This is a genomic window from Paenibacillus sp. N22P23 (genome assembly GCF_059383735.1).
Map to the genome: position 1 here is coordinate 1,516,957 of NZ_JBXENT010000001.1, position 26,537 is coordinate 1,543,493.

24 protein-coding genes are annotated in these 26,537 nt (G+C 52.0%); 1 reads left to right on the forward strand and 23 read right to left on the reverse strand.

The annotated features are described in order from the left end of the window. Positions 1-15: 15 nt before the first annotated feature. From uraD to AC506A_RS07325, 20 genes are all read right to left on the reverse strand, one after another. Positions 16-516, reverse strand: a complete 501-nt coding sequence (uraD, locus tag AC506A_RS07230; protein ID WP_495460286.1) for a 2-oxo-4-hydroxy-4-carboxy-5-ureidoimidazoline decarboxylase — start codon at positions 514-516, stop codon at positions 16-18. Beyond that, positions 513-998, reverse strand: a complete 486-nt coding sequence (locus tag AC506A_RS07235; protein ID WP_495460287.1) for a nucleoside deaminase — start codon at positions 996-998, stop codon at positions 513-515. Before AC506A_RS07235 ends, uraD begins: the two co-directional genes overlap by 4 nt. Continuing rightward, a complete protein-coding gene (locus tag AC506A_RS07240) occupies positions 995-1,498 on the reverse strand; it encodes a (2Fe-2S)-binding protein (protein ID WP_495460288.1) in 504 nt (167 codons plus the stop codon). Before AC506A_RS07240 ends, AC506A_RS07235 begins: the two co-directional genes overlap by 4 nt. Continuing rightward, positions 1,495-3,786, reverse strand: coding sequence for a xanthine dehydrogenase subunit D (gene pucD / locus AC506A_RS07245; protein ID WP_495460289.1), 2,292 nt, complete (start codon positions 3,784-3,786; stop codon positions 1,495-1,497). Before pucD ends, AC506A_RS07240 begins: the two co-directional genes overlap by 4 nt. A 37-nt stretch (positions 3,787-3,823) precedes the next feature. Continuing rightward, positions 3,824-4,732, reverse strand: a complete 909-nt coding sequence (locus AC506A_RS07250; RefSeq protein WP_495460290.1) for an FAD binding domain-containing protein — start codon at positions 4,730-4,732, stop codon at positions 3,824-3,826. Positions 4,733-4,765: 33 nt separating this feature from the next. Next, complete coding sequence (locus tag AC506A_RS07255) at positions 4,766-5,695, reverse strand: ABC transporter permease (RefSeq protein ID WP_495460291.1); 930 nt, start codon at positions 5,693-5,695, stop codon at positions 4,766-4,768. Positions 5,696-5,713: 18 nt separating this feature from the next. After that, positions 5,714-6,826, reverse strand: a complete 1,113-nt coding sequence (locus tag AC506A_RS07260; RefSeq protein WP_495460292.1) for an ABC transporter permease — start codon at positions 6,824-6,826, stop codon at positions 5,714-5,716. After that, positions 6,823-8,367, reverse strand: coding sequence for an ABC transporter ATP-binding protein (locus AC506A_RS07265; RefSeq protein ID WP_495460293.1), 1,545 nt, complete (start codon positions 8,365-8,367; stop codon positions 6,823-6,825). The genes AC506A_RS07260 and AC506A_RS07265 overlap by 4 nt, the downstream gene beginning before the upstream one ends. A gap of 25 nt (positions 8,368-8,392) precedes the next feature. Beyond that, positions 8,393-9,568 carry a BMP family ABC transporter substrate-binding protein gene (locus AC506A_RS07270; RefSeq protein WP_495460294.1) on the reverse strand — a complete coding sequence of 392 codons (1,176 nt, stop codon included), beginning with the start codon at positions 9,566-9,568 and terminating at the stop codon, positions 8,393-8,395. A 116-nt stretch (positions 9,569-9,684) separates the two neighbouring features. Continuing rightward, on the reverse strand, positions 9,685-10,323 hold the full coding sequence (locus AC506A_RS07275; protein WP_495460295.1) for a nucleotidyltransferase family protein: 639 nt from the start codon (positions 10,321-10,323) through the stop codon (positions 9,685-9,687). Continuing rightward, on the reverse strand, positions 10,320-11,339 hold the full coding sequence (locus AC506A_RS07280; RefSeq protein WP_495460990.1) for an XdhC family protein: 1,020 nt from the start codon (positions 11,337-11,339) through the stop codon (positions 10,320-10,322). Before AC506A_RS07280 ends, AC506A_RS07275 begins: the two co-directional genes overlap by 4 nt. A gap of 216 nt (positions 11,340-11,555) precedes the next feature. Continuing rightward, positions 11,556-11,909, reverse strand: coding sequence for a hypothetical protein (locus tag AC506A_RS07285; RefSeq protein WP_495460296.1), 354 nt, complete (start codon positions 11,907-11,909; stop codon positions 11,556-11,558). A gap of 77 nt (positions 11,910-11,986) precedes the next feature. Further along, entirely contained in the window at positions 11,987-13,303 is a 1,317-nt protein-coding gene (locus AC506A_RS07290) for a DUF4129 domain-containing protein (protein ID WP_495460297.1), read from the reverse strand. After that, positions 13,300-14,394 carry a DUF58 domain-containing protein gene (locus AC506A_RS07295; protein WP_495460298.1) on the reverse strand — a complete coding sequence of 365 codons (1,095 nt, stop codon included), beginning with the start codon at positions 14,392-14,394 and terminating at the stop codon, positions 13,300-13,302. The genes AC506A_RS07290 and AC506A_RS07295 overlap by 4 nt, the downstream gene beginning before the upstream one ends. A 28-nt stretch (positions 14,395-14,422) precedes the next feature. Next, positions 14,423-15,388, reverse strand: a complete 966-nt coding sequence (locus tag AC506A_RS07300) for an AAA family ATPase (protein WP_495460299.1) — start codon at positions 15,386-15,388, stop codon at positions 14,423-14,425. A gap of 94 nt (positions 15,389-15,482) precedes the next feature. Beyond that, positions 15,483-16,757 (reverse strand): serine--tRNA ligase, encoded by a 1,275-nt coding sequence (gene serS / locus AC506A_RS07305; protein WP_495460300.1) that lies wholly within the window; start codon positions 16,755-16,757, stop codon positions 15,483-15,485. 319 nt (positions 16,758-17,076) lie between these two features. Further along, a complete protein-coding gene (locus tag AC506A_RS07310) occupies positions 17,077-17,349 on the reverse strand; it encodes a hypothetical protein (RefSeq protein WP_210658353.1) in 273 nt (90 codons plus the stop codon). Positions 17,350-17,549: 200 nt separating this feature from the next. Then, a complete protein-coding gene (locus AC506A_RS07315) occupies positions 17,550-19,358 on the reverse strand; it encodes an ABC transporter ATP-binding protein (protein WP_495460301.1) in 1,809 nt (602 codons plus the stop codon). Between the two features lie 56 nt (positions 19,359-19,414). Beyond that, complete coding sequence (locus AC506A_RS07320; RefSeq protein ID WP_495460302.1) at positions 19,415-21,163, reverse strand: ABC transporter ATP-binding protein; 1,749 nt, start codon at positions 21,161-21,163, stop codon at positions 19,415-19,417. A gap of 353 nt (positions 21,164-21,516) precedes the next feature. Beyond that, positions 21,517-22,050, reverse strand: a complete 534-nt coding sequence (locus tag AC506A_RS07325) for an ADP-heptose synthase (RefSeq protein ID WP_495460303.1) — start codon at positions 22,048-22,050, stop codon at positions 21,517-21,519. 165 nt (positions 22,051-22,215) lie between these two features. Between AC506A_RS07325 and AC506A_RS07330 the strand changes: the two genes are divergently transcribed. Then, positions 22,216-23,208 (forward strand): YpdA family putative bacillithiol disulfide reductase, encoded by a 993-nt coding sequence (locus AC506A_RS07330; protein WP_495460304.1) that lies wholly within the window; start codon positions 22,216-22,218, stop codon positions 23,206-23,208. Positions 23,209-23,282: 74 nt separating this feature from the next. On the opposite strand, the gene AC506A_RS07335 is transcribed toward AC506A_RS07330, so the two are convergent. The 3 genes from AC506A_RS07335 to AC506A_RS07345 all read right to left on the reverse strand — a co-directional run bounded on the left by AC506A_RS07335 (position 23,283) and on the right by AC506A_RS07345 (position 26,514). Further along, positions 23,283-23,810 (reverse strand): hypothetical protein, encoded by a 528-nt coding sequence (locus AC506A_RS07335; protein WP_495460305.1) that lies wholly within the window; start codon positions 23,808-23,810, stop codon positions 23,283-23,285. Positions 23,811-23,836: 26 nt separating this feature from the next. Beyond that, entirely contained in the window at positions 23,837-24,127 is a 291-nt protein-coding gene (locus AC506A_RS07340; RefSeq protein ID WP_495460306.1) for a hypothetical protein, read from the reverse strand. An 80-nt stretch (positions 24,128-24,207) separates the two neighbouring features. Then, positions 24,208-26,514: a thiamine pyrophosphate-dependent enzyme gene (locus AC506A_RS07345; protein ID WP_495460307.1), complete on the reverse strand. Its 2,307-nt coding sequence runs from the start codon at positions 26,512-26,514 to the stop codon at positions 24,208-24,210. Positions 26,515-26,537: the final 23 nt, after the last annotated feature.

The following is a 26,537-nucleotide window of genomic DNA, read 5'->3' on the forward strand; positions in this document are numbered from 1 at the left end:
CTTTCACCTTAAGCCTTATTCTTCAATGAAATCGATCAGACGCAGCTGTGTGATTCGCTGAATTTCGAGCAGTGCTTGTTTGCGCTCCTGCACGGCAGTATGCTGCAGTCGTTCTTGCATGGCCGCCAGTAAATCCGCTCGTGTTCTGCCGCGTACCGCCATAATAAAGGGGAAACCGAATTTCGACGTGTAAGCTGCATTGAGCTGTGCGAATCGCTTAAATTCGTCCGGGGGTAGCTCGTGCAGCCCTACCCCTTGCTGCTCTGCGGTTGAATAGGACGTCATCGTCATTCGGGAAGCCAGATCCGGGTGTGCGCGAAGCAGCTCAGTGACTTTGTCTTCCGGTGCTTGTCGCACTGCGGCCAGCATTGCTTCATGCAGCTCATTCACGGAATGGAACGGCCTTGCTTCCCAAGCCTTCTCCGCTACCCAAGGCGAGTGTTCAAACACGCCTCCGATTTGCAAGGCAAACATCTCTTTACTGAGCGTATTCAACTGCCATAAACTTATGCTCATGTCCAGTACCCCGCGTGTACGGCTGCTGTCTCCGCATCGATTTCCGGGAATGGCCCAATCACGCCGATCGGCTTCCGACCGCAGGCAAAGACGTCTCTGCATGGTAAATTAAGCGTTAAATTCCGTTCATCGTCACCTGTCAGCTCTAGGAGTCTTTTCTCCGACATGCCATACACGACAGTGCCCACATTCCCCCAATAAATCGCACCTGCACACATGGCACAAGGCTCAACGGTCGTGTAGAGCGTGTACTGCCAGAGCTGCTGCTTGGAAAATGTTCGGGAGGCATTCACCATTAGGGTCGTCTCCGCATGACCGGCGCAGCTGCCTGTAGTCACTTCCACATTGCCCTGCTCCAGAACGATGGCGCCGGACGGATCGACCAAGATCGCACCAAATGGCGTATTGCCTGAAGCTAATGCCTGCTTGGACACTTCAATGCTTTTGCGCAAATAATACAAATGCCGCTCCTTCTCGTTCATGGCTGATCCCTCCCTTGTTCAATCACCCTGTGTACCGCACGTATGATTCCTCCATAGCCCGTACACCGGCATAAGTTGCCGGACAGTGCCTCTTCAACCTCTTCAAGTGTCGGGCTGGGCCGCTCCTGCAGCAGCGCTGTTACCGAAACGATCATGCCGGGCGTGCAATATCCGCATTGATAGCCGCCTTCGTCAAGGAAGGCTTGCTGGACCGGATGCAGCCCTTCGCCGGCAATGCCTTCAATGGTGGTAATGGCCTTCCCGCTGCATTGATACGCCATCGTCAAGCAAGCATTAACCGCTCTGCCGTCTACCATCACCATGCAGGCGCCGCAGCGGCCGATTTCGCAAGATATTTTGGTACCGGAGAGCTCCAGATCCTCTCGCAGGATAGCTAACAATCGTTTACTCTCAGGAACGAGCAAGCGTACTTCATCGCCATTTACGGTACAGCTAAGCGGAGCAGGAGACCACAGCTGAAGCTCGGACTCATTTTTCATAGGTCCTTCACCGCCTTCACCGTGAAAGTAGGCCGTTCCAGCAGCTCGAGCGGATCGATAGGGAGCTTATTCAGCCGCCTTCCGGTTGCGTCATACACAGCTGCCAGAATGGCAGGCGCGACGCCAACCGAACCGATTTCTCCCACTCCGCGCGGACCGTAAACATCGCCTTCGGGCAGCTCCTCTATGGCCTCGACATGAACGACGCCGTTAGCATCCTTGATTGTGGGAATTAAATAGCTGTCGAGGTTAGCCGTCATATAACGACCATCCTGCATGAGCGCTTCCTCAGTCAGCGTGTAGCCGAGCGCCATGATGCTGCCGCCTTCGATTTGTCCCAAATACCCTTGCGGATTAACGACCGGCCCGGCTGCTACAGCATGGTACTGTTCAAGAACGCGAACGCGGCCTGTCAGCGAATTCACTTCCACCTTCGCGGCCACCGCAGCAAACGTATATAAATAATGGGCTCCTGTCCGAGGGAACGACGTGGTAGGGAACGCGAACTTCGTCTCGGCACGGATTTCCCTTCCTGCACCATCAGCCAGTGCTTTGTAACTCAGCACTACTTTATCACTGCCCTCTCCACCTGTGCTCCAAATGCCGCTGGCGCCAACTCGCAGCTGATCCTCCGGCAGCGCCAACAGTTCAGCTGCTGAGCCAAGCAGCTCGCTAATAAATGGGAGCCTCAGCTGCTGCAGCGACTTCCACATCATCGTTGTCGCTCTGGAAGCGGTCGTCGACCCGCTGTCCGGTACCGCATCGGTGTCGCCGATAATGAGACGAAGATCTGACGGCGCAAAGCCGAACTGCTCAATCAGCATCAGCTCCAGTGACGCTAACAGCCCTTGCCCGCATTCCTCATAGCCGAACTGCGCTTCTATTAGTCCATCACGGGCCAGCACCAACCTGCCGCCTGCAGGGTCGGGTATGCCAGCTCCAAGGCCGGCTCCATGCATGATGAACGCTGCACCTATGCCGGTCTGCAGCCAGGGTTCCAATGTCGCAGGACTCTTGTTCTGCTGCTTTTCCTGCCACAGCGGTGCGTTCACAATCGCATCCCATACCTGTCTCGCGCCGTCCGTCGGTGCTATCGGATGGCCGAACGGTCCCGGATCATCCGGTTTACGCATATTGTGCAGCCGGAACGCCCAAGGCTCCATCCCGCACGCCTCTGCCAGACGATCCATCTGCCCCTCCAGCGCAAATATCGCTTGATTGCCGCCAAAGCCGCGAAACTCGCCGGACATCCCGTTATTGGTGTAGACCGAGACGCTTTGTACATCTAGATTTTCATATCGGTAAGGCCCGATCACATGCTCTGTGGCAAAATGAAGCACTTCCGCCCCAAGCGTCGCGTAAGGCCCGGTATCCGCTGTTATTGATACTTGATGCGCCAGAATGCAGCCATGCTCATCAATGCCCGTTTTCATCGTAATCGTCATGGGATGACGTTTAAGCCCGGCTCTGACTGACTCCTGCCTGGAGTTGTGAATCTTGACGGGCCGATTCGTCTTGAGGGCAAGTAAAGCGCCATATGGCTGAACGTTAAGCTCATCCTTGCCGCCGAAGGAGCCGCCGATCGGACTGGACAAGATGCGAATGGCTGTCTCCGGCATCGCCGTAATACGCGAGAGCTGCAGTCGATCCATAAATCCATGCTGGGTCGGGGAGTGAACCGTCAGCCGTCCGTTCGCTTCCGGAACGAACAAGCCTCCTTCGGTTTCCATATACGTATGCATTTGTCTAGGCGAGACGTAGGTCTCCTCCACGATGTGGACGCAGCTCTCGAAGCCTTTCCCGATGTTTCCGTGAGCAAAATCGGTTTGATGCAAAATATTCCCCTTAGCGTGCAGCTTCACCGCATCTGCCGCCATCGCCTTCGCAGGACTGTCCATAATCGGAAGCTCTTCATAGTCGACTTCAATCAGTGCCAAAGCCTGCTCTGCCAGCTGAGCCGTTTCGGCGGCTACCGCAGCAACCGCATCGCCGACATAGCGGACTCGATCCCAGCACAGTACGGGTTGATCCTGAACTGCTATGCCGTATCCATTCAAACCGGGGACATCCGCATGAGTCAGCACCGCATGAACGCCTGGCAGCTGCTTCGCTTTGTCTGTACGTATGGCAACAATGCGCGCATGTGGGTAGGGACTGCGAAGCACGCGCCCAATCAGCATATCTGGTGCGGTGCGATCCGTGAGATAAGCAAGCTTGCCTGTCACCTTATCAGGACCGTCAGGCCTGACTCGCCACCTCTCCTTGCTCAAGCTTCGGTTAAGCAGCATGTTCATCACCCTCCCATGTAGTTAGCGTCGTGTCGAACTATTCGGCGGAAGTCACGTTCTGCCATTGCTGCCACAATAATGCTGAGATGAGCCCCGCAGCCGTTCGTTTCCGATAAGCAGTTGAAACGAATGGATCTCCCTTGGTCTGCGCCTCCAGCTCAATTTGTTCATACAGCTTCTCCATCCGTTCAGAGCTCAAAACTGTATTTTGCAACAGTTTCTCTGCGCCGTATAACCGATGCGGAACCATCTGTCCCCCACCTACGGCGATCACGATTCGGGTGATTTCCCCGCTTGCTCTATCAATGTCGCAGGAATAGGCTGCTGTCACGACAGAGGGGGTAAACGCCTCACGTCTGCCAATCTTCTGATAGACTGCCAATCTACGAACATGAGGATTTGCTTCCGGCAGCTGAAGCTTCAGCTGGGTCAGTATTCGTCCCTGCGGTTTCGCCGCTTCGCCTAAGCTCTGAAGCCACTCCACAAGCGGTTCACGCTGTACGCCGAGCCCATCATGCCAGATCAGTTCTGCCTCACTTGCGATCAGGGCTGGGAGGATGTCACCGATCTTGCATGCTATATTGCCCCCGATTGTCGCGGCGTTGCGGATCGAAGGTGCGGCGATGTGTGTTACAGCATCTGCGATGATCTTGTAATGCTCGCCTAGAAACGGGTCTCGCCGAAGCGTCGTTAAGGTGGTTAATGCGCCGATTGTCGTTTCCTTCGAGCTGACTGAGATCCCTTTCATGCCGGAGATGCAGCTCAGATCGATGAGATGCCGCGGTTTGGCCGCACCATTCTCCCATTGCGCGGAGAGCCAGGTGCCGCCGGAGATAAATGTCGCTTCATCGCCGAAGCTCTGCTTCAATCGCCAAGCTTCCGCCGCGTCTTGCGGATGCCAGACCGCAGGAGTGTCATATAAACTCTCATTGTCGGTATTGCTCATTTGATCACCTCCTTACCCAAACGAACAATCGGATCAGAATCGCTGTTCCCGATAATAAGGAATACCAAGAGCTTCAGGCGCACCGGACGGTTTGTTGCGGTTACGCCACCCTAAAGCCATAAGCACGAGGATGGTGACAAGATACGGAATCATTTTCAGAAAATAAGAGGGGATCTCAACGCCAATGAGCTGCAGCCTAAAGCCGATCGTACTGAGCAAACCGAAGAAATACGCGCAGAATAACGCACGAATGGGGTTCCATCTGGCAAATATAATGAGGGCAACGGCAATCCAGCCTCGTCCCGCGGTCATCCCCTCCGTCCAAGTTGGCGTATATACGAGCAGCAGATCGGCCCCTGCTATACCGATCAGCATCGAGCCCGCGATGACACAACCATATCGGAATGCATTCACATGGATACCCATCACATCCGCTGTCGCAGGACTGTCTCCCATTGCACGCAGATGCAAACCCCAAGAGGTGCGATAAATAAACACATGCATCGCGATGACAAGCAGAAAACTGAGCCAAGTCAACAAGTCCAATCGGGCAAAAATATCACCGACAACCGGAACTTGCGCAAGCCAAGTCAATCGAATCGTCGGAACGGCATGCGCAATTGGAATGCCGCTAATTCCTTTACCCAGATAAGCGCTTAGACCTGAACCGAATAACGTCAGCGCAAGTCCGGTTACAATTTGATTCGTCCGCAGTGAAACGGTGAAAGCCGCATGCAGCAAACCGAGAATCGCACTTATTCCGATGACCGCGAGCAAAGTTAGTGTGAGATTTTCGGTATGCAAATAGGTCAGCCCTGCCATCACAGCCCCGAGCAGCATTAATCCTTCCGCCCCAAGCTGAATGATGCCGGAACGTTCGATGAGAATACCTCCAAGCGCAGCGATCAACAGCGGTGTCCCGGAGGAAATGGCGACCTGTATCAGCTGGATCATGGTTTCCATATTCACGACACTCCTCCGTCACACGTTTCGGCGCAGTCGCAAGCGGCCCATGAAGCCCCCTGCAATGAGGAAAAATAAGATTGCGCCCTGCAGCATATTTGAAATGGATGAAGGCAGTCCAATCGTTTGAACGCTGTAGCCGCCGACAATCAGCCCTCCGAACATGACGGAAGATACAACCAAGCCGAGCGGGCTCAGCTTAGCGAGCCATGCCACGATAATTGCCGTATATCCGTAGCCTGGCGATATCCCATACATCAATCGATGAGTAACGCCTGATACCTCACTCATCCCGGCAATGCCGGCTAAGCCCCCGCTAATCAGCATGACCAGCAGGATATGCTTGTTGAGTGGAATACCCGCATGCCTTGCTGCCTCTGGGTTCGCACCAATCAATCGAAGCTCATATCCCCATTTCGTATACCGAATCGTAATGGCATACAATGCAGCTGCGACGATTCCGATAATAAGGCCGGCATGCAATCGTGTACTGCCAAGAACGGGCAAGGATTGTGCAGCAGTGAAAATCGGTGTACCAGGGAAGTTGAAGCCTTCCGGATCACGCCATGGACCGAAGACAACGTAATCCAGCGCCAGCAACGCGACATAATTCAACATTAATGATGTTATTAGTTCGTTGACACGAAAATAAGTACGAGGCAAGGCCGTGAGCAACCCCCATAATCCACCTGCCACGATACCGAATATGGCCATAAGCGGGATCGAGAAGTAGAACGGCAATGTCGGAAAATAAACGGTGACCGCAGTCGCTGCGATCGCGCCTGCGGCAAATTGACCTTCTGCACCTATATTCCAGAACGAAATCCGGTAGGCTATGGAAACGCCGATCCCGCATAAAAGGAGCGGAATCGCTTTAACTAGTGTTTCCGAAAGGCCGTACGAGGTACCGAACGCACCGGTCACCATCTTCTTATATACGACGAGCGGATTCATCCCATTCATCGCAATGAAAATGCCGCATACGATTAAAGCCAGAACGATCGAAACAATGACGACCCACCAGGGGTTTCTAACGGAGTCTGCCGGTTCCAATACAAGCCGAAGAGGCAGTCTGCGCTTCGACTCTGCATGCTGCGGCAGCGGATGACCGGCAACGGGATTATCGCTCATATCACTTCCTCCCCTTCACCGCTCTCATCTAAGACACCTGCCATGTAGAGACCGATTTGCTCGCGCGTAGCATCCTCCCGCTTCATTTCCCCAACAATTGCACCTCGGCTAATGACAAGAATACGGTCTGACAGGCGAAGCACCTCATCGAGATCCTCTGAGATCAGCAGCACGCTTCCTCCTGAATTGCGAAGCCGAAACAGCAGCTGATGAACGCTGTTTGCAGCCCCTACATCCAAACCTTGCGTCGGATGAACCGCAATCATCAGCTTCGGAGACTGATGAATTTCGCGTGCGAACAGCAGCTTCTGCTGATTACCGCCGGAGAGCTGACTAACAGGCGTGTCGACAGCAGGCGTTCTCACATCGAATTGCTCGATAAGCTGCTGCGACCAAACCAGATTGCGCTTCATCCGAAGAAATCCAAATCTAGTCCGTTCTCGTAGTCGGTATGATTTCATTAACAAATTATCCGCGGACCCCAAGCTTCCGGCCAATCCGCTGCGCATTCTGTTCTCCGGAATATGCGCAATACCGGCCTCAACGAAGTCTCGAACCGAAGCTGCACGCATATCTCGGTCTGCAAAACGGATCGTACCTTGGCTTGGAGAGCGGAGCCCCGTCAGCACTTCGGCCAGCTCCTTCTGTCCATTGCCTGCCACACCGGCGATGCCGACGATTTCGCCTTCGTGCACTTGAAGGGACAACCCCTTGCAAGCATTGCGGCCATGATCGGCCATCACTTCAAGCTCTTGCGCGGAGAGCAGCAGCTCCCCGCGCGGCTTTGCTGAAGGTTGCTTCATTTCGATGATGGCTTTCCCAACCATTAGCTTCGCTAAATCTCGTTCATTCGTATCATTTGTTTCCATCGTTACGACCATCTTGCCTTTACGCATGACAGAGATCCGATCTGCAGCTTGCATCACTTCATTCAGCTTATGCGTCGTCATAATGACGGTCTTACCTTCCTTCTTCATCGCTTCGAGCGTCTGAAAGAGGAGATCCGCCTCACCCGGCGTAAGCACGGAGGTCGGCTCATCCAGAACGATGATATCCGCCCCGCGGTATAAGGTTTTCATAATTTCAACACGCTGCTGCTCACCAACGGAGAGCTGCCAGATCGGACGATTAACATGGATGGCAAGACCGAATCTGCTCGCAATCGCTTCGATTTCTTCCTGCTTCTTCTTCATCCACCCGGCTCCTCGCCAGATAGAGGATTGCTCGCCGAGTACAATATTCTCCGCAGCAGTCAACGTAGGAACAAGTCTGAAATTCTGAAAAACCATTCCTATGCCCTGCTTCATCGCATCCTTCGGCGAACGAATTCTCACCTGCTCGCCGCGCAGATAGATGGCGCCGCCAGTCGGCTGGTACACGCCTGAGAGCATACACATCAAGGTGCTTTTGCCTGCTCCGTTCTCACCAAGCAGCGCATGGATCTCACCTGCTCTTGCTTGAAAGTCCACCTCGTCATTGGCGATCACACTTCCGAAGCGCTTCACAATGCTTCGCATTTCAACAGAGCAGCTTCCCTGCATGACGAGCCGCCTCCTGACGATCGGATTACTTCGGAATCGTGCCGACGACCCCTTTGACGAACCAATCCATTTTCAGAATCGTATCCAAACTCATCGTTTCTCCGGCTTTCACCTTCTCTGTGCCGCTTGCATCCGTAATCGGACCGGTAAACACCTGCAGAGAGCCGTCCAATACCTTCGCTTTCGCATCCTCCACTTGCTTCTTCACGTCATCCGGAATCTTCGCACCAAGCGGCGCGAGATCGACCATCCCATCCGCCATCGAGCCCATAAATTGCTCATTCTTCCACGTACCGTCCTGCACGGCTTTCACGATACTGGTATAATAAGGTCCCCAATTCCAAACCGGGTTCGTTAAATAAGCATCCGGTGCATATTTGCTCATATCCGAATCGTTTCCTCCCGCGAATGCGCCGCGCTCAGCCGCCGCTTGTACCGTTGCAGGGGAGTCTTGATAGGCCATGAGCACATCTGCGCCTTTATCCAGCAGACTGATGGCCGCTTGGCGCTCCGTATTCGGATCAAACCAAGTGTTGGACCACACAACATCGACCTTAATGTCCGGATTTACGCTTAGAGCTCCCAGTGCAAATGCGTTGATATTATAAATAACTTCCGGAATCGGAAAAGCACCTACATAACCGAGATGATTCTTCTTCGTTACCTTACCTGCCGCAATACCGGCTAAGTAACTGGCTTCAAAATTTTTACCGAAATAAGTACCCATGTTGTCAGCTGTTTTGTAACCAGCCGTATGTTCGAAGATGACCTTCGGGAATTTCTTCGCCACGTTCAAGGTGTAATCCATATAACCGAAACTTGTTGTGAAAATAATATCGTGGTTCTGCGCCAGCTCTGTTATGATTCGCTCCGCATCCGCACTCTCCGGCACGTTCTCTACCGTGTCAGCTTTAATGCCCGTCTGTTCTTCCATATACTTACGTCCTTGATCATGCTGATACGTCCAGCCGCCATCACCGGGCGGTCCGATGTAAACAAACGCGACACGAGGAGCTTTCGTTTCCGTGGTTGTCGTGTCCGTGCTTGTCGCCGAGCTTGATTCAGAATCGTCAGCCTTTGCCGTGTTAGTAGAGGTTGATGTCTTATCTTCGTTGTTGTTGCTGCTGCAGCCAGTCAGCACCATGACAAAAGCAAGAATGGCAGTCAAACCAAACGTCATTGCCCGGTTACGAAGTTTCATACCGTTCCTCCCCAAACCTTATCTATATTCATCCCAGGTTCTGCCTGGGACGTAATTCCACTATAAGTCCACGTCATGAATACGTCAACTTATATTACATTAACATGACTCGTACTTCACTTGGCGTTTAATTGCATCTGCGACCATATCAACCTCGCCTTCTCCAGCTGTTCTTTCGTATCGATATCAATAAACGCCCACTCCGCTGCATAACGAACTACTTTCCCCCGATAATCCGGTGATTTCAGCAGCCGCCTAGCCCCTGCGTCACCTTCAAGCTCACACAGCAGCGGAAACATTGATTTATTAAAAATCACTGGCGGACCCGCAATGTCCCCATAACCGCTTGCAACATAATCTACGGTTGGATCTTCTTGAAACACCGATACAAGACGCTTTAGCAGTGTTGCAGATACGAAAGGCTGATCCGCAAGGGCAATCAACACGGCATCCGGATCCTCCGGCAGCAACGCTTGAATGCCGCTTCGAATGGAATGCGACATCCCTCCATGTGCTTCTTTACAAGGCGTAATCCGGTATTTAGGCAGCACACCAAGACGTTCTTTCCGGTCATACAGCCATAAGAGCGGGTCGTCAGGCCGCACAACTACGGTCAGCGGGTGAAATCCACAACTGCGCAGCTCGCGCAAACCTCTGCTGCCTAAGGTGATACCGGGGGCTAATTCAAGCGATAATTTCGCTTCACCCATCCGTTTGCTCGAACCCGCAGCGAGATAGATACTGCCCATTTTCATGTTAGTTTCGCCCCCTCTTTACTTCTTTGCCCCGCAAGCAGCGCTGCACGCACTGCAATCAACTGCGCCGCTGCGCTAATCGCAATTTCCTGCGGACCTTCCGCACTGATCGTCAGCCCCATTGGCGCATATACATTCTCGCTTCGATCCAGCCCTTCGAACAACAACGCCGCCCGCGATCTCGAACCTAGCAGTCCAATATATCGCAGCTCTAGCGGTATCGCCAGACGAAGCATTTCGCGATCTTGCCTCAACTGATGGCTGCACACAATGAGATAGTCCTCGGTGCAGAGTTGAAGCTTATGAACAAGCTCTTGAGGAGTACCGAAGACAAACGCAACATCAGCTCTATCGTCCGAGGTACGGCCGCTCAAACTCTTACCTGTGTACTCACGTTCACGCCAATCAGCAACGACGACGCGAAAACCGATATCACCGGCCACCTTCGCAATTGCCGCAGCATCCTGGCCATCTCCGAATAGAATAAGCCTTTGCTGAGGCGACCAAACACAGTCGAGACTCCCCCCACGCTGCCAGGCTTCCATCTCAAACGGAGCTGTCGCAATATGGCTGTCAATACATACGACATCCTCATCAACGAGCGTATATTCGATTCGCACGCCATCCCACCGTCTATGAAGTGCAATCGTTTGCCCGATCTCCAGTCGCCGAGCCGCTTCTAGGAGCAATCGCATCAGTCCGCCTCGTGCAGCCTCCATCAGAATGGCGAGCTCACCGCCGCAGCCAACTGCGTCTCCCCAAATGGCATCTTCATCTGACCTGAGATTGTAGCTCACCAGTACAGGGAGCCCTCTCCCCAGCACGCCTTCCACTCTCGCTTGCAAATCCTCTTCCAAGCAGCCGGGACTTAAACTTCCGATTCTTCTACCGTCAGCGAGAAACAGCATAGCTGCCCCTTCCTTGCGGTAGGAATGACCATTCACGCGAACAATCGTAGCCAGAACAGCCGATTCTTCATTTCGTTGATCCGCCAGTTCGGCCAATATCGGAGTCATATCCAATGCCGCCACCTCCTATACCTTACATGTAGGTATCACGAAAGGAAACACTAACGCGTCATTTGTGTCATGTTATATAACATATTACGGTGCTCTATCAAAATATTCAAGAGTTTAATGTAATGTTAATTTACATATTGTATGCGCAAAAAACCTTCTTGCTGCACGTCCAAGACGTTGCAGGAAGAAGGTTTTATTGGGCTTCATCGATTGTTACTGCATATAAGGGTTTGCTTGAATGGCGGCAGCCGGCTTTGCTGATCCGCCAGTCGAACTCTTTATTTGAGCCATTGCTTGCTGGATTTTCTGCTGAATGAGCTGAATTTGACGCTTCTGCGCATCCATCTGCATTTGCAGCTGATTCTCGGCAAGATTCAGCTCGCGTTCAATGTTGTAAAGTTCTTGCACGACCTGCTGAACCTGCTGTGATTTAGGGTCCAGACCCGCATTACGCAGCGCCTGCTGTGCTTGAAGCTGCTCCTGCTGCTGTCTTTGCTTAATTTGCTCTTGGAACTGCTCATAGCTAAGCTGTTGACTGTTCATGTTCGATTGACCTTGCATCTCCATAATGAGCCTCCTGTGCGGTATCCTAATTCCGCTTTAGAATGCCCCTTCATAGGGATGATTATGTCATTTCGTACCAATCAACGCTTCACTCCTCCGTCACGACTGACAAGTTCCTCCACCAAATCATTCGAGATCGGTTGTTTACCGTAGCGCACCTGTTGATAAGCAGTTAGGAGCGGATTCGTTACAGCAGCGCCATTTTCCTTACTCAGAGCTTGTACATCCGCTCCGATTTCATTAGGCGTCAAATGCGGCTTAAACGAATAGCCCTTCTTCACGAAATTGCCTACCCAGCGACGATACAAGTACCGGACCCGCGCTTCATTATCCGCAAGATCCTTCCACTTGAGCTTATGCTCTTTAGAACGATTGCGCCATGAAGTGAACCGGTTGCCGGTGCTGCGAATCCGTTCGACTTCATCGACATATCCGCTTGTCGTCCGAGCTGCGTCCCTGCGGAACAGCTGCGCGAGTTTACTGCGAAGCTGTTTCAACCACTCCGGCAGTCCCCTCAGCTTGCGCAGCGCGAGCCAGAGCACGAATCCAAGCATGATAGCCGCGATTGAGTACAGGATGATCTCTACCCAGAGTGGCAGCCCCTGCGACGCACCATCGATTGGCGGCATTTCAGGCATTTGTGAAGCCGCCTCCCCGGATGCCGGCGGAGCGGATTCTTCCCCGCCACCGCTTAACAAACCTCCAAGCAGATCCTTGATCCCGCGCCCTGCAGCCCCGAACATAGCCTGCAGCTGATAGCTGAGCACAATGAGAACCGAAATTGCTGCGGCTATACCGACGAAGAGCCGATTATGTCTGCGCACGGTATAGTCTACGGTCGGTTTAGCGTCCCCGGACAACGTCTCTCGGCTGACTGTACTGCGATTCGTCTGATAGAGCGTCAAGCCAAGCGTAAGCAATCCTGCAATCAAGTAAAAGGTATGATACTTGTCGAAGCCATCCTTAAATTGATACACGACCGACCCGGCAAAATAAAATGCCGTCCCCATCACATACGTTCGCGGCAGGTGACGCAGCAATGCAGGTGTCACCGCGTAACCCGAACCCCGGAACAGCGCTGCCGTTAAATATAGAAACGGAACTATCGCATCCACCGTTAAACCAACCAATAGGTAGCAGCTTGCAGCCGCTATGATAACAGCAAGAACGCCTCTACCGAACGAATGCGCAAACTTCACAAGTAAGTTTAAGCCGCAACCGACCATATAGCCGGCCAATAACAGAAGCAACATCGCGGGCAAAGAAACGTCAAATTGCGGTTTCCATACATAGACAGCAAGATAGATCGGCATGAACAACAACAATTCGATCAAACCCGAAACAAGTAACGAGAAAGTCGCCTGAAGCACGTTTCCGTTTGCGTTCTTTGTACTCATCCGGCAGCAACCTCCACTCCCGCAATCGGCAGCCAATCAACAGAATGGCCATCGTTGCGCAGCTTCGCCATTTCCCGCTCAATGGGGTCACTCATGAAAGCTGAGATAATGACGACATCACAGCGCTCCTCCCATTTGGAGCTGAGCTGCTCCACCATTGCATCGAAAGGCAGTGTCCGAACGATCACAAGCTTCGCAAGCTGACCATAAAGATGCGTTAAGTGCTCGCTCCCACTTCCTCGTTCTACGTTCATGACCGTTTCCGGATGGTCAAGCTCATGGCCATTGCTCGCAAAGGCCGTTTCCACGCCTTGCTCGGTCGCATATTGCAGAATCGCAGCCGCATAACGGATGCCTTCTTCTATGAGAGCCGGATTGTTTACCGCTTCCCACATCCCGGCATGATCCTCGACATTGAGCAGGACGATTAGCCGATAATCCGCCGTGTAGTCACGACGGTGGACCTGCATCGCGCCTGTGCGCGCGGTTGCGTTCCAGTTGATCATCTTGAACGAATCGCCCGGCCGATACTCCCGAACCCCGCTGATGTAGAAAGGATCTTCCACAATCCATCTGCGCACCGCGATATCTCCCTGCCAGCTCCGAGATGGAAGCTGGATCAACGATCGATCAGCAGGCTGCGGGTACACAAGCAGCTCCACTTGCAGAGGTACCGACCGCCATGAGCTGAACATCCCAAACAGATCGCCAAACGTCAGCGAAGCGCTTGTCAGCCGGTAGCAGCCCCTCGAAGCTGCCAGAACCGTATGGCGTCGCTTTAATTGTTTATTGCCCATAAGGCTGAACAAGCTGCGATGATTCTGATAAAATTGCCCGTGGCTTACTGCGAAATTGGTATCGCTTTCGAATTTCAATCCGGTGTGCAGCAGGGATTCAACACGAAGCCACGGCACAGGCACAAATTTACGATTCACTAACCGCTCCACCATCTCAATGCGGTCGCCCTCAAAGCAGGTCGCCACATTGAACGTGCGCGAGTACGTCACTCCTCTCATCCCGAAGTAGCGGAAAACATACCGCTGCACCACGATGACAAAGAGCGCGCTTAGAATATACCAATGAATGCCCATGCTTCATCTCCCTCCAAGGCCGACTTCTTTAAGCCCGGCCGACTAGCGGTGAATCCGCAGGTACCGAGACGGATCCCAGAATGCTGCTGATGACCTGCTCCGCTGCTTCAGGACGCATCCGCTGTACGCTTCTGAGCGCGATACGGTGAGCCAGCACCGGCAATGCCATCGCCTTCACGTCATCAGGCAGAACATAGCCTCTGCCCTTAATGGCCGCATGCGCCTGGCAGGCACGCAGCAGCGCCTGACTGCTGCGCGGACTTGCGCCAAGCGCCGCATCCGAATGCACTCGCGTCGCTTCCACGATCGCAAGCATATAGCTGAGCAGCTCCTCGCTCACTTGAACGCTCGTAAACAGCTGTTTGGCAGCTTCGATTTCTTCAGCTCCGATAACCGGTTCCAGCTGCTCCAGCGGACTATCCGCCATGAAACGCTTCATGATGGAGATGCCTTCCTCAGTAGTCGGATAGCCCATCTTGATCTTGAACAGGAAGCGGTCAAGCTGCGCCTCCGGCAGCGGGAACGTGCCCTGCTGCTCGATCGGATTCTGCGTCGCGATGACGAGAAACGGACGGCCAAGCGTATGGGTCGTGCCATCAATGCTCACTTGACGCTCTTCCATGCACTCCAGCAAGCTGGACTGCGTGCGCGGAGTCGCTCGGTTAATCTCATCTGCCAGCACGATATTCGCGAAGAGCGGACCCGGCCGAAATTCAAATTCAGTGATTTTCTGATTGTAGAAGTGAATGCCCGTCAGGTCAGACGGGAGCAAATCCGGCGTAAACTGAATCCTTTTGAACACACCGTCAATCGACTTGGCAAGTGCTTTAGCGAGCAGCGTCTTCCCTGTCCCCGGTACATCCTCCAGCAGCACATGGCCGGATGTGAGAATGGCGATAATTAATTTGTCTACGATATCTTCTTTCCCTACGATGACTTTACTGACGTTGGAACGAATTCGATCTGCCGTTTGACTGATTTTACTTAAACTCATCCTGCCTGCTCCTCTCGTTTTCCAGCGAATGGAAGTACATCCTCTCAAGTATACCCGCATTCTACTAGACAGGCTAGACCCGATTGATCGACTGTTAACGAAGCTCCGAGAGGCCTCTCATATAGGGACGAAGTACCGGCGGAATATAGATCGAACCATCCTCTCGTTGATGGTTCTCCAGCAGCGGAATGAGAATTCGCGGCGTGGCTACCATCGTGTTATTAAGCGTGTAGGCATATTGCGGTTTGCCGTTCTCATCCATATAGCGAATATTCGAGCGTCTGGCCTGAAAATCAAGCAGAAGCGAGGCCGAGTGCGTTTCCCCGTAGCTGCCGCGGCTAGGCATCCATGTCTCGATGTCGTACTGCTTATAATTCTTCTGCGACATATCCCCGGTACATACCGCAACAACTCGATACGGCAGCTCCAGAAGCTGCAGCAGTTCTTCACTCGTCGCAGTCATTTGTTCCAGCAGCGCTAGCGCTAGCGTAAGATCCGCAACACACAAGACAACCTGCTCCACTTTCGAAAACTGATGAACCCTATAGAGACCTTGTACGTCACGCCCCGCCGAACCGACCTCGCTGCGATAACATGGGCTGACAGCCCCAAGCAGCTTCGGGGTCTTGAGATCTACGAGCTCCCCGCCGTAATACGAAATTAGCGGCACCTCCGACGTCCCGATCAACCACTTATCTTCCCCTTGAATGCCGAAGGTTTGATCCCGATTGGCCGGAAAATACCCCGACGATACAAGCGTTTCTTCTTTCACCATGACAGGCACATCCATCAGGTCATAGCCTTTATCCATCAACATATCAAGTGCCAGCTGTTGGACAGCCCTGTGCAGCTGAAGCCCGTAATTAGCCAGCACATATTGCCGCGTACCGCCGATCTTGACCCCGCGAGCAAAATCCACCATGCCGAGTCGTTGCCCGATTTCCACATGGCTTTGCGGAGTGTACGAAAATTCGGGAACGTCTCCCACTCTGCGAATTTCAACGTTATCCTCATCGCCAGCTCCGAGCGGTGTATCCGCCGAGGTCAGATTAGGGACACGCAGCATGAGATCTTCGTAACGGAACATCGTCTGCCGATATTGCGCCTCTGTTTGTTTAAGCTGCTGAAGCAGCTCCGACGTTTCTAGTTTCATCGGTGCCGCTTCTTCCTTGCGACCTTCGTGCATCAATTGCTCAATGGCCTTCGAGCGTTTATTTCTCTCCGCACGAAGTGTTTCTGTTCGTTGAAGCAGCTCCCGCCTGCGGTCATCGACCGCGATGAGCTCTTCAATCGAAATCGAAATCTTTTTCCAATCTGCGGCTTGTTGATACTCACTAGCTTGCTGTCTGATCTTCGTCATGTTTAACATGGTTAGCACTCCCTTTGAATTGTCGATGGAGACAAACAAAAATACGCGTTCCTTTTGTCCCATAAACAATGGGACGAAGAACGCGCTCGCGGTGCCACCCAAATTAGCCAATCGCATGATCGACTCTCTCAGATCCGCCGATAACGGTGCGGTACCGGAATGCTTGGAGAGCCTGGAACGGCAACAGAATTGCCGTCAAACTCTGTACGCAACGCCTCCGAGTTGGATGCTCATCATCGGCCTGTGTGCTTATTGCTCGTTAGTATAGCAGAGCTATACTCGCGATGCAAGGGGCAGTCATGAAAGACTGCTTGGAAAATTACAGAACGGAAGAAATAAGCTCTTTGTCGAGCACTTCACGCTCAAACGCTTCTACATACTTGGTCATGCAGTTGCAATAGTAATCTCTTCTGCAGATTGGGCAAGGAACCGTAAGAAGACGGTTAACGCCAATCAATTTCCAATCCGGCTTCTTCGTGAAGATCAGTCGGCATTGGGTGTTATCGGACATCGTAACGACAAAATGATATAGTCCATCTGCTACATTAATGTCTGCAGCTGCAAAATCTTTAATTTTCATATTGAATTTCATAATCAATCTCCTGTTTTGTAGATTTGAAAATTCCTTGTAAGCTTATTAAATTTGCGGGTGAATGTCAATTCATTTATATAGTTTACCCATGCAGGTACGGTACGAAACGTGAACATTTGTCTATTCTCGCGATTAAGCGCCAATCTAGCACGAAAGAAACAGCAGCTCCTGGAATTTAGGAGCTGCTGTTCGACCGGATCTTAAGCACCCGTTTGCATCGCAAGCGATTGCTGCATCTCGAATTGCGTCATATATAGCTTCTTGTAAAGACCATTTTGCTTCATTAGATCATCATGTGAACCTTGCTCGGAAATGCGTCCATCCTTGACGACTAGAATGATATCAGCGTCGCGGATCGTGGATAGCCTGTGCGCAATAATAAACGCCGTTCGGCCTTCGAGCATCGTGTGAAGCGCGGCTTGGATGTGCTGCTCCGTCTCAGTATCTACACTGGAGGTAGCCTCATCCAGAATGAGAATGCGCGGATCCGAGAGCAGCACCCGCCCGAAGGCAAGCAGCTGACGCTGACCGACGGAGAGCTTCGAGCCGCGTTCTTCCACTTGCGTCTGATAACCGTCTGCATATTGCGAGACAAACTTGTCGATGCGCACATTCTCGGCCGCACGGCGCAGCGCCTCATCGGATGCATCCTCGTTGCCGTAGCGCAGATTCTCTTCGATCGTTCCCGAGAAGATGAAAGAATCCTGCAGCACGATGCCCATCTGACGCCGCAGCGACTCCAGTGTGACATCTTTTACTTCCTGGCCGTCGATAAGTATCCGGCCTCCGGTCGTATCATAGAAGCGCATGAGCAGATTGACGATCGTACTCTTCCCAGCCCCGGTTGGGCCGACAAGCGCAACTCGCTGACCCGGTTTGATTTGAAGGTTGATATCCTTCAGCACATCCTGCTTATCCGTTTCATAGCGGAACGATACATTCTCGAAGATGACTTCGCCTTGGATCTTCTTCATCGGCTTCGCATTCGCGCGATCTTTCACTTCCGGCTCAGAGTCCAGTATCTCGAAGATTCGCTCAGCCGAAGCCATCGCGGACAGAACTTGGCTGTATACTTTGGACAGTGCGCTGAGCGGCCCCCAGAAACGCCACAGATAATTGATGAACGCCATAATGAAGCCCAGCGTTAATTCTTTATCCATTACGGCTTGCGCGCCGAACCACAGCACGATGCAGGTTCCGATCATCCCGATCATCTCGACTGACGGGAAAACGATCGATTCCATCGTCACAGCCCGCATGAACGCATTCTTGTTGCGCGTATTCAGCTTCTCAAACCGCTTGTTGTTCTCGGATTGCCTAGAGAATGCTTGAATGACTCGAATGCCTTGCAGCGTCTCGTTTAAATTGCCGTTGATCGCGGACATCGTTTTACGCGAACGCGACCAGGAGCCTTCGATTTTGGATTGCATTTGGCCAAAAACCAAGTAAAGCAGCGGCAGCGTGATGAATGAAAGCAATGCCAGCTTCCAATCCATCCAAAGTAGAATGACGACGATCCCGATTAGATGTGTAAACTCCATAACGAGCGTAATTAAACCACCGTTGATGAGCTCTCCAATCGCATTCGTATCATTCGTGATGCGGGACATGATTTTTCCGGCAGGCCTGCCATCGAAGAAACGAAAAGATAAGGATTGCAAATGATTGAACAACTGCTGACGCAGATCAAACAAAATCCGTTGTCCCGTAAAGTTGATGAATCTGGTGTGCAGATAGCCAAACAGCCACCCTCCTGCTCTGATGCCAAGCAGGGTTAGACCAATCATATTAATCACGAAGAAGTCTTGCTTCAAGATCCCTTCGTCAATGATGTACCTTAGCAGCAGCGGCTCCGCCAGACTAAGACCCATGTTGAATAGGACAATAATGAGGACGATGGTAAGGACTTTGCGATAAGGGAGCACATAGCGGAACAATCGCTTCATGTACTCGCGGTTAAACGGCTTCTCTTCTAAATCTTCGTCGGAATCCCATTCGACTTGACTCACTGAGGTTTCCCTCCTTTATGACGTTAATGATAATTTTTCATGTCATTAATTCCTGATTATCTGGCTGCAGCAGCCTCTTGCATTTGGAACAGATTGCGGAAGAATCCGTCTTGCTCGAACAGTTCTTTATGCGTGCCCTGCTGCACAATCTTGCCTCCGTCAAGCACGATAATGCGATCCGCGCGTTTCACCGAGGAGAGTCGCTGCGCGATAATGAACGTTGTGCGTCCCTTCATCACCTCAAGCAGCTCCTCGTGAATGGCAGATTCCGTAGCCGTATCAACGCTTGCCGTTGCTTCATCGAGCACGAGAATCGGCGGATCCATCAGAATAGCGCGTGCAAGCGCAACACGCTGCCGCTGCCCGCCGGACAACCCAACGCCGCGCTCGCCGATGATCGTGTCATAGCCATGCGGCAATGTATCGATAAAGCTATGAATTTGCGCTTTGCTCGACGCCCATTCAATCTGCTCCTGCGTCGCTTCCGGTACCCCGTATGCGATGTTCTCCCGAATCGTTGCCGAGAACAGGAACGTCTCCTGCGGCACGATGCCGATTTTGCGACGGAGCCCTTCGAGCTCGTAGTCACGAACATCGATGCCGTCAATCATCAGTCGGCCTCGGCTTACATCATAGAAGCGCGACATCAGGGCAATTAAGCTGCTCTTGCCGGAGCCTGTTGCGCCAAGAACGGCAATTACTTCACCCTGCTTTACGCCAAGCGAGATATCTTCCAGAATGCCGGCATCCTGCTCCGGATCTTGATCGGCAAAGTGGAACGAGACGCCTTCAAAGCTGACATTCCCTTCAATGCGGTCCGTAGCCTCGTTTGCACCTGTCTCCGAGCTGATATCTACCGGAGTATCCAGCACTTCAAACACGCGAGGTGCCGCTTTGATCGCCTGCTGCATAATGTTGATCTGCCAGCCGAGCATGTTGAGCGGCCAGATAATCCCCCATGTGTACCACTGAAATGCCATAAACGTACCAAGCGACATTTGACCTTTCGCCACAAAATATGCCCCGACCCACACCATCGTCAGAAAAACGAGACCGCCGTAGAAGTTCATCAGCGGGAACGATTTGGCCTCCAGCTTCGCCCGTTCCATATTCGTTTCGAAGTTCTGGTCGTTGCGTTCTTCGAACTTGGATTGCTCGACATTCTCGCGGGCAAATGCTTTCACGACGCGAATACCCGAGATATTCTCTTGCAAGGTTGTCGTCAACTTGCCCATTTGCTCTCTGATCCGGCCCCACGCCGGTCCAACCTTCTTGTTAAACTGATACAGCGCAAGCAGCAGTAGCGGAACGCTCGCCATACAGAGCAGCGTAACCTGCCACTGGATGAGCGCCATGAAAACGATCGTCCCGACAAAGGTCATCACCCCTGTGAACATCGCCATCGCACCGAAACCGATGAAGTTCTTCACAGACTCGATATCGCCCGTCATCCGAGACATCAGTTGTCCGGTCTGCGCTTTATCGTAATAGCTGAAGGACAATTTCTGCAGATGATTATAGAGCTGCGCCCTTAGCGTGAAGACGACATTTTGCCCGACAAGCTCCTGCGCCCGGCCTTGAACGAACATCGCGATACTTTTGACGACTTGAATGCCTGCCAGACCTAAAGTCATCGCTAGGATCATCTTTACGTCGCTTTTGGCGATCCCCTCGTCAAATACCAGCTTCAGCATCCATGGCGCGATCAAATCAATTATCGTCCCGAGCACCATCATCCCAAGTGAAATGACGACCCATCGCGTGCTCGGACGCAAATAACGCAATAATCGAATTAAATCTTTCATTGTTGTATTCCCCCTTTAAACAAGCTTGCGCAAGTTCCATGACGGCAACAAAAAAGGAGACCTCGAGCCCATGGCTCAAGATCTCCTTATACACAGACTGGTCTACAGCAGCTGCTTAAGGCTGCGGTCTGTGAAAGAAGTCGGGCCGATGGACATGATTAAACGCTTCATTGCGCACATCAATTGAAAAGTTAAACATATCCATCGCCCTCCTTTCATCGTTTTCCGTAAATTGGAACATCCAAATCTTAACACCACTTCCGGCAGTGCGCAAGAGGCTCTTGTGAAATTTATTTTCGCCTTTATACGGTCTAATTCAGCCTAATTGCGGTCATGCTCCCTTGAACGGAACGCTACAAATCGGTGGTAGACTCGAAATCCGCCGCCGTGATTCCTTGTTCAACCGCGAATTCAAAATCCTCGATATCATACACCTGGACGGGCACTTCAGCCTCCAGAAGCTTATCTTGAAACTCGAATTGATCCGACAGCAGCGGCACGCTAAGCTTCATCGAAGTTAAAAGCAGCTCCGTCTCGATCGGGTCAAAATATTCGCCGTAATGCGCGTTATCTACCGCATGCACAATTGTAAATTGGATCATATCGTCCAGCAGCAGAGGCGAGCTCTCACGCCAAGGCATTTGAAGCGCGCGCTCGATCTTCTTCTTGTTAAACGGGTCCTCGAAGAACGCAATAAGCTCTCCGATTTTCCCTTTCACATGGGCATCGTCTTCGGGATCATCCATAACAGGATCCGTTCCTGCTTTCATATCGTAAAGTTCCATAATTGTCGAATATGGCAAGACAAAATCGACAGGCCGGCTTGGCACGAGCAGATGACCATAAGTTGCTACCATTACGGCTTCAATTACAAATCGCCGTCGCATTCTATCTCCCCCTATTTGCAAGTGATAGCTTATTATACAACATAACCTTTCCCGTACACAGAGTTAAATGCTTGTTTTACAGGAAGCAAGAGCTGGGAAGCTGTGCTAAAATAAGACTGGTCCCCGCCCTGATGTTAAATGTGTATTGGAGTTGATCCCGAACTTATGCATAACGAACAAGTAATCATCGTCGGTGCCGGTCCATGCGGACTAGCCGCTGCTATTGAATTGCAGGCAATAGGCATCGACCCGCTCATGATCGAGAAGCGCAATGTCGTTCATTCGATATCGCAATATCCGACCTATATGCACTTCTTCAGCTCCCCGGAGCTGCTCGAGATCGCCGGCATCCCGTTCACGACGGCCAACGAGAAGCCGTCTCGGGTTGAAGCGCTCAACTACTATCGCAGCGTTGCTCTGAGGCGTGAGGTGCGGATAAATGCCTATGAGACTGTCACGGCGATTCAGCCGCAGCAAGATGGCGGCTTTGTCCTAGAAAGCTCCAATCGTCATGGCGAGATAAGCCAATACCACGCCAAAGCCGTCATTATCGCAACGGGCTACTTCGATCATCCGAACGAGCTTGGTATTCCGGGAGAGAAATCCGATAAAGTGACGCATTTCTTCCGAGAAGCGCATCCGTATACCGGCATGCAGGTCGTCATTATCGGCGGCAGCAATTCGGCCATTGATGCGGCTTTGGAGCTTGAGCGAGTTGGCGCGAAGGTCACTGTCGTTTATCGAGGTGAGCAATATTCTTCGAGTATTAAGCCATGGGTACGGCCAATCTTCGAAAGCCTTGTCACGAAAGGCCGCATCCAGATGCGTTTCGCTTCCCGCGTCATTGCGATCAGTCCGCGAAGCGTTACGATCGAAAGCGAAGGCGGACTTGATGAGCTGCCGAATGACTTCGTGCTTGCCTTGACCGGTTTCCATCCGGATCGCGCTTTCCTTGCCTCCTTCGGCGTTACGATCGAGGAAGAAGGATATCCGACCTTCAACGACGAAACGATGGAGAGCAATGTACCCGGCATTTATTTGGCAGGTGTTGTCGCTTCACGACGGGAAGCCAATGAGATTTTTATCGAATCCGGGCGGTTTCACGGCCTTAAGATTGCCGCACATCTTCTGCGCACGGGTTCGCTTTGCCGAGCATGAAGACAACAAATAAAGGCTTTGAATCCTGCACCTGCGCAGCTGCGCTCGGTGGATTCAAAGCCTTTTTTGTGAAGTTATAGACTTACTATCGGCTGTACCCCATCCTCGTCGACGCCTTTGAAGGTCATCACCGTCGCGATTTTCTGCAGCCGGATATATTCATTATTCAGCAGTTCCGTTCGGAAATACGCAAACATGTAGACGGCTTCAATAAAGGTTAGTGCCGGATAAACGGTAATGTTCTGATTGCTGAACGGATTATCGAGCAGCACCTGCCATTCTCCGCTTCGCTCATCTTCCGGTATGGATTCGAATACATGACGCTTGGTCTTGATGATGCCTGCGAACTCACGCCAAATGTAAACCCATGACGGGCTTGTTCGGCCAGGCTCGGGAACCGCAAGCTGCCCGCGTCGCAGCAGTTCTATAGCAAACTCGCCTTCTTCATCCGTAAATGATCGCAAATATTGCCTGAAGTCATCCAGAAACCGTCTAATCGCGGTAAATCCTCCCGTTCTGAGCTCCAGGCCGAACGCTTCTATTTCCGCATCAGAGCCCAGCTCCTTGATCGTTTGAAAATAGGAATGATCCGTCACATTCATTCGCCTCTTACCCTCCTACATTAACGCTATACCTTCAACAGCCTGATGGCTCCATCTTGCTCGAGCAGAATCTTTCTCTTCGGATCATTGTTCAGCTTCACATTAAACAGCTTGAGCCGTTCTTCCCTCACGTCAATAAGGTCCCAGTCCGAGTAAGGCTCGACGAAATCCCTCTCGACAAGTGCCTGCTCAGCCAGTTGTTCCGCTGTTTCATTATCCTCCCACCAGAGAGCGCCATAATATGCAAAATCATACACATTTCTCATCATTCCACAAGCGATTTCTCCGGTCATGCGATGACGCAAAACGATCGGCATTGTGCTGCAGCCCTCCTTCTACGAGTAGGATTCAAAATAAAAGGCGCGGCCGCTTATTCGCCGCCGCGCCCTCACAGGTTCTACAAGTATTCACTCTCGTGTTTCGCTTTCAAACGAAGCCAGCGGCGTTCCACTTCATCCTCGAATGACTTGAGCGCTTCGGCATATTCCGGGCGCGTCATATGTTTGGTTTTGCCCATATTCTTAAGCCAGTCGCCGAGTGGAATTCGTTTGCCCTTTTCTTCCGGGTTATACGTAATCGTCGTGACGCCTTCTTCAACCTCATACATGGGGAAGAAACAGGTATTAACGGCTTCATCGATCAAGGTTTGACCGATTTTCTCTTCCGAGAGCCAGTTCAGCGGACAAGAAATGAGAATTTTCCCATACACGAGTCCGACATTCTGCGCATAATATTGCGCTTTAGCCGCTTTGCGGAGCAAATCCTGCGGCAGTGATTCCGAACCTGTAAATACATACGAAATATTGGTCGCCGCCATAATTTGCGCGGTATCCTTATGATGGAACAACTTACCGCCTTGATGCTTGCCTACGTTGGATGTTGAAGTACGATGACCGAGCGGTGTTGAATACGACATTTGCGCGCCGGTATTCATATAACCCTCGTTATCGTACTCAAGAATGATCATCTTATGGTTACGCAATGCACTTCCGATTGCAGGTCCCATACCGATGTCCATTCCGCCATCGCCTGTAATCATGACGAAAGTGAAATCATCCTTCAAGCCATACTGTTCAAGCTCACCGCGGCGTTTGCGTTCCCAGAACATCTCCACCACACCGGACAGCGTTGCAGCACCATTCTGGAACAGGTTATGAATATACGTCGCTTTATGCGAAGAGTACGGGAATCCGGTCGTTACAACCATCGCACAGCCGGTTTGGTAGAGGGCGACAATATCGCCTTCGATTCCTTTGAAGAACAGCTCCAAGCCGGAGAAAATGCCGCAGCCCGGACAAGCTCCATGACCTGGCGCAAGTCTCTTCGGTTTCTTCGTCAGTTGGCGTACAGGAGGCACTTTAACCTTCAGCTTGCCGGTTGTCTCATCGCGATCTACCGTAATCAAACCGGTCTTCAGCTCTTCATACTTGAGCGGTTCGAGCACACGCTTTGGCGCTTTCTCAGGATCGCCCGGCGTATGTCCCCAGTAGTCAAACGGAACGTCAACTTTGCCCGATTGCGCCGCTTCGATCGCAAGCTCAAAGAAATGATGCCCGTCTTCCGCGTAGAAATCTTTGCCGCCCAGACCATAGATCCGACTAATGACGAGCGTATCCCGAACGCCTTGCGTGAACAGCGCTGCTTTAATTTCATTCGTCATGTTGCCGCCATGTCCGCCATAGGAATCAGCGCGATCGCCGATCGTTACTGCTTTGACACCACGGAGCGCTTCAGCGATTTCTTTCGCTGGGAACGGACGAATGATATTCGGCGCAACAGAACCTGCTTTGATGCCTTTGGCGCGAAGCTGATCCACGACATCCTTGATAATTTCCGAGGCGGAATTCATCAGGAACACCGCTACCTCAGCGTCGTCCATCCGATACTGATCGAGAATCGGATAGTCACGGCCTGTCAGTTCGGCATACTCCGCGCGGATACGGTCGAATACTTCTCCCGCGTTGTACATCGCCATCGACTGCTGGTAGCAGTTGTTAATATAATCCGGCTCGTTCATGTAAGGGCCGACAGTAATCGGATTGTTGCGGTCGAGCACATGCTTGAATCCTTCCGGCGAGTGTTCGCCTACGAAAGCATGTACATCAGCGCGGTGAGCAAAGGTTTGGACGCGGCGTTTCTGATGCGAAGTGAAATAGCCGTCCGAAGCGACAAGAACAGGCAGACGCACCTGCGGATCTTCAGCAAGCTTAAGCGCAATAATGTTCATGTCATACACCGCTTGGGGGTCGCGGCACATCAGGATCGGCCAACCGGTATTCAGTGCGAAGTAGAGATCGGAGTGGTCGCCATGAATATCGAGCGGCCCGGAGACCGAACGGCATACGAGATTCATAACCATTGGGAAGCGCGTACCGGATTGGACCGGCATTTGCTCCAGCATGTATAAGTAACCATTGGAGCTAGTAGCATTAAATACGCGGCCCCCGGCAGCGGACGCGCCATAGCAAATTCCTGCGGAACCGTGCTCGCCGTCAGCAGGAATCAATTTAATATCATGCTGCCCGTTCGCTTTCATCAGATCGAGAAACTGGGCAACCTCCGTTGAAGGTGAAATTGGGAAATAGCCCATGACGTGATAGTTAATTTGATGTGCGGCATAAGCCGCCATCTCATTTCCTGACTCATAGACCATACGCTGCTCTACTTTACCTCTGCTCACTTCTTTGTTGATTTCAATGGCCATTGTTTCGCTCCTCTCTTCCGTGC